3 protein-coding genes and 1 pseudogene are annotated in these 4,953 nt (G+C 68.2%); all 4 read left to right on the plus strand.

The window, feature by feature from the left end:
- Window positions 1–69: 69 nt before the first annotated feature.
- Complete coding sequence (locus OOT08_RS04895; RefSeq protein WP_325091440.1) at window positions 70–2,193, plus strand: RNA degradosome polyphosphate kinase; 2,124 nt, start codon at window positions 70–72, stop codon at window positions 2,191–2,193.
- Window positions 2,190–3,128, plus strand: coding sequence for an NUDIX hydrolase (locus OOT08_RS04900; protein WP_325091441.1), 939 nt, complete (start codon window positions 2,190–2,192; stop codon window positions 3,126–3,128). Before OOT08_RS04895 ends, OOT08_RS04900 begins: the two co-directional genes overlap by 4 nt.
- A 382-nt stretch (window positions 3,129–3,510) precedes the next feature.
- Window positions 3,511–4,617, plus strand: coding sequence for a phosphate ABC transporter substrate-binding protein PstS (locus OOT08_RS04905; protein ID WP_325091442.1), 1,107 nt, complete (start codon window positions 3,511–3,513; stop codon window positions 4,615–4,617).
- Window positions 4,618–4,703: 86 nt separating this feature from the next.
- Window positions 4,704–4,953: pseudogene (locus tag OOT08_RS04910) on the plus strand (phosphate ABC transporter permease subunit PstC); the annotation flags it as partial.

Raw genomic sequence — 4,953 nt, forward strand, 5'->3', positions numbered from 1 at the left:
GAAGCGGTCATCCCCGGGCCACGCATTCTTTCCCCCGATTCGTCACCGTCACCTGTCAGAATGGGCATCATGAGCGAGAACACCACCGAAACGACCGAGCTGCTGCCGTTGCCGACCGATCGCTACCTCGATCGGGAGATGAGCTGGCTCGCGTTCAACCAGCGGGTGCTGGAGCTGGCGGAGGACCCCACGATCCCGATCCTGGAGCGGGCGAACTTCCTGGCGATCTTTGCCTCCAACCTGGACGAGTTCTTCATGGTGCGCGTCGCGGGGCTCAAGCGCCGCATCGTGACGGGCCTCGCGGTGCCGACGAACGTGGGGCGCGCGCCAAGCGATGTGCTCGCTGACATTCGCGCGAAGGCCTATGAGCTGCAGCTGCGGCACGCGGGGGCGTATCAGAATCTGGTCTCGCCGGAACTCAAGGAGGCCGGGATCCACGTGGTGGACTGGTCGAGCCTCGACGCCGCGGACCACGAGATTCTGCGCACCTACTACGAGCAGCACATTTACCCGATTCTGATGCCGCTCGCCGTGGACCCGGCCCACCCCTTCCCCTACATTTCGGGGCTCTCGCTCAACCTCTCCATCCGGATTCGGAACCCCCGCACCGACAAGGAGGAGTTCGCCCGGCTGAAGGTGCCGCAGATGATCCCCCGGTTGATCCGGGTGGACCGGCGCGAGTCGGACGAGTCCGTGCGCTTCATCCCGCTCGAGGAGCTCATCGCGAATCAGCTCGACGATCTCTTCCCGGGGATGGAGGTGCTCGATCACCACGTGTTCCGGGTGACCCGGAACGAGGACGTGGAGATCGAGGAGGACGAGACCGAGAACCTCATTCAGGCGCTCGAGAAGGAGCTGCTGCGCCGCCGGTTCGGCCCGCCCATCCGCCTGGAGATCTCCGAGGACATGGACGAGGACACCCTGAATCTCCTGATCCGCGAGTTCGACATCACGGAGCGCGAGGTCTACACGCTGCCGAGCCCGCTCGATCTGCGCGGTCTCTTCGGCCTGACGGGCCTGGACCGACCCGAGCTGAAGTACCCGAAGCACATCCCCGTGACGAACGCGTACCTGCGCCCGCCGAACCCGAGCAGCAAGGCGAACCTGTTCAAGGCGATCTCTCGCCGCGAAATCCTCGTCCACCACCCCTACGAGTCCTTCGCGACGAGCGTGCAGGCCTTCCTGGAGCAGGCCGCCGCGGACCCGAACGTGCTCGCGATCAAGCAGACGCTGTACCGCACCTCGGGCGACAGCCCGATCGTGGCCGCGCTCATCAAGGCCGCCGAGTCCGGCAAGCAGGTCCTGGCCCTCGTCGAGGTGAAGGCCCGCTTTGACGAGGAGGCGAACATCACCTGGGCGCGCAAGCTGGAGAAGGCCGGCGTGCACGTCGTGTACGGCCTCGTCGGTTTGAAGACGCACTGCAAGCTCGTGCACGTCGTGCGCGAGGAGAACGGCATTCTCAAGCACTACAGCCACATCGGCACGGGCAACTACAACCCGAAGACCAGCCGGATCTACGAGGACTTTGGTCTCTTCACGTCCTCCGACACCGTGGGCCGGGACCTGACCCGGGTGTTCAACGTGCTCTCGGGGTACGCGATCGAGAAGAAGTACGACCGCCTGCTCGTGGCCCCCCTGCACCTGCGCGACGGGCTCCTGGAGCACATCGCGAAGGAGACCGCAGCGGCGGAGGCGGGCGAGCCCTCCGGGATCAAGATCAAGGCGAACTCGATGGTTGACGAGATCGTCATCGACGCGCTCTACCGGGCCAGCCGCGCCGGGGTCCCCATTGACATCTGGGTGCGCGGCATCTGCTCGATCAAGGCCGGGGTGCCGGGGCTGTCCGAGACGATCCGGGTCCGCTCGGTGCTCGGTCGCTACCTGGAGCACTCCCGGATCTACGCCTTCCACAACGGCGGCTGGGACTCGATCTACATCGGCAGCGCCGACCTCATGCACCGCAACCTGGACCGCCGCGTCGAGGTGCTCGTGCGCCTGAAGGAGGAGGAGCACCTCGCGCAGATCAACGAGCTCTTCGCCCTCGCCTTCGACGAGGGGCTGTCCACCTGGAAGCTCATGCCCGACGACACCTGGCAGCGCCGCATCATCAGCGACGAGGGCGAGCCCCTGCCCGAGCTGCAGGACATCGTGATGCAGCAGCGCCAGAGCTTCCGCGCGAGGCGGGACCGGTGACCCGTCCCGTGCTCGCCTCGGGGGCGATCCCCTGGCGGCTCGTCGACGGCGAGATCATGGTGCTCCTGATCCACCGGACGAAGCATAAGGATGTCTCCTTCCCCAAGGGCAAGGTCGATCCCGGCGAGTCCGTGCCGCAGGCCGCGGTGCGCGAAATCGAGGAGGAGACGGGGCTCGGCGTCGCCCTCGGCGCGAACCTCGGCACCGTGCACTACACGATGCCCGGCGGCGGCGAGAAGACCGTGCAGTACTGGGCGGCGCACGTCACCGAGGAGGCGATCCGAAACTCCTCCTTCGTGCCGAACCGCGAGGTGGAAGCGCTCGAGTGGGCCACCGTGAAGCAGGCCAGGAAGCGGCTGAGTTACGCGGCTGACCGCGATATCCTCGACGTGTTCGTCCGGCTCAGCGAGCACAACGCCCTGGAAACCTTCTCCGTGATCCTGCTCCGGCACGCGAAGGCGGAGCCGCGCTCCGAGGCCACGCCGGAGGACCGGCTCCGGCCCCTCTCGGACGCGGGCGAGGACCAGGCGGACACGCTCGTGCCGACGCTCGCGGCCTTCGGCCCGGCGCGCATTCTGTCGTCCTCGGCCGAGCGCTGCCTGCGCACCGTGACCCCGATCGCGCAGCACCTGGATAAGGCGGTACGCGTCTACGACGGGCTCAGCCAGGACTCCTGGGAGGCCGGGGACATCGACGCCCTCCGCCGCGTGATCGGCAAGGTCGTGCGCCGCGGCAAGAACTCGATCATCTGCACGCACCGCCCCGTGTTGCCCGACGCCGCCCGCGAGCTTGCCCTGGCCACCGGGAGCCTGACCGGCACGTACCTGCGCGAGGCCGTCGAGCTGCCCCCGGGCGGCTTCTCCGTGTTCCACTTCTCAAAAACGAACCCCGGCGCCGGCATCCTCGGCGTCGAGGTCTACCCGGTCAAGCCCTGACGGCTCACACCGCACCGTGACGCGTGCCCCGGCGTCCCTCACGCGTGCTCTCCACGCGTCAGAACGTTGTCTGCGGCCCGGTTCAAGCCCCTCGTCCGCCGTGTCGATGGCCCCCTCGTGCCCCACCCCGTCGGGCTCGAGATCGAGCAGGGAGCACCCCAAAACCTCTCCGTTCACCCGGGGGCACCCGACACGCCCGACGCGCGGGTGTCGCGCTCGTGAACGCCGCGGGACGCCTCAGTCGCGGATTCTTCGCCCCGGACCGCCTCCTGAATTCACCTGCCGTTTACCTTGACGCCCCACAGTGGTCATGTGGGGCGCTTAGCGTGACAAGCGAGGCAATTCCGCCCCACCAAGCTCACACCGAAATGGACCACACTTCGTGAAGTTCTCACCTGTACTGAAAGCGGCTGTCATCTCCGGGATTGCGGCCCTCGCACTCACCTCCTGCGCCGCCAACGAGTCGGGCCCCGCCGCGTCCGACGGCAGCACCGAGGGCGCAAGCTCCTCGCTGAGCGGCAACCTCGTCGGCGCGGGCGCCTCCTCGCAGGACGCGGCCCAGCAGGCGTGGATCGCCGGGTTCCAGACCGACAACGCCGACGTCACCATCGACTACGACCCCTCCGGCTCGGGCGCGGGGCGCGAAACCTTCCAGCAGGGCGCCTCCGCCTTCGCCGGCTCCGACCGGGCCTTCAAGGCCGAAGAGCTCACCGCCGGGCCCTTCCAGGGGTGCGCCGCCGGCTCCGGCGTCGTCGAGCTCCCCCTCTACATCTCCCCGATCGCCGTCATCTTCAACCTGGACGGCATCGACAGCCTGAACCTGGACGCGGCCACCGTCGCGAAGATCTTCTCCGGCGAGATCACGACGTGGAACGACCCCGCGATCGCCGAGCAGAACGCCGACGCGAAGCTGCCCGACCAGGCCATCAACCCCGTGCACCGCTCCGACAAGTCGGGCACCACCGGGAACTTCACCGAGTACCTGGGCGCTGCGGCCTCCGCTGAGTGGACGCACGGCTCGGTCGAGGAGTGGCCGATCCAGGGCGGCGAGGCGGCCCAGGGCACCTCCGGCCTCGTGGACGCCGTGACCAACGGCGTCGGCACCATCGGCTACGCCGACGCCTCCCGCGCCGGTGACCTCGGCACCGTCAACATCAAGGTCGGCGACGAGTACGTGGGGTACACCCCCGAGGCGGCCGCCGCCATCATCGACAAGTCCCCGCTGGCCGAGGGCCGCGGCGCGAACGACCTCGCGATCGAGATCGACCGCACCTCCACCGAGGCCGGGGTCTACCCGATCGTGCTCGTGTCCTACCTCATCGGCTGCGAGGAGTACGCGGAGCCCAAGACCGCCGAGCTCGTGAAGAGCTACTTCGGCTACATGGCCAGCGAAGCGGGCCAGCAGGTCGCCGCAGAGGCCTCGGGCAGCGCCCCGATCTCCGCGGACCTCCGCACCAAGATCGACGCCGCGATCGCCGCCATCAAGTAACCGCCTCGCTCGGGTGGGCGGCCCCGCCGCCCACCCGAGCCCCGCTCCCCCGGCCACCCCACACCCCGCAAGGAACCAGACAGCAGATGACCACAGTCTCCGCGGCACCGAAAGCCACCAGTCGGCTCGGTGACCGCGTTTTTTCGCGCTCTGCCCTCTTCGCCGGCAGCATGATCGTCGTCACGCTCGCCGCCGTCGCGATCTTCCTCATCGCCCAGTCGGTGCCCGCCTTCTTCGCCACCGGCGAGACGGCCTCGATCCTCACCGATGACTTCTGGTCCTACGTCGGGCCCCTCGTGTTCGGCACGGTCTGGGCCGCGGTCCTCGCCCTACTCA

Source organism: Leucobacter sp. M11 (assembly GCF_035726885.1).
Classification (GTDB): domain Bacteria; phylum Actinomycetota; class Actinomycetes; order Actinomycetales; family Microbacteriaceae; genus JAPFRB01.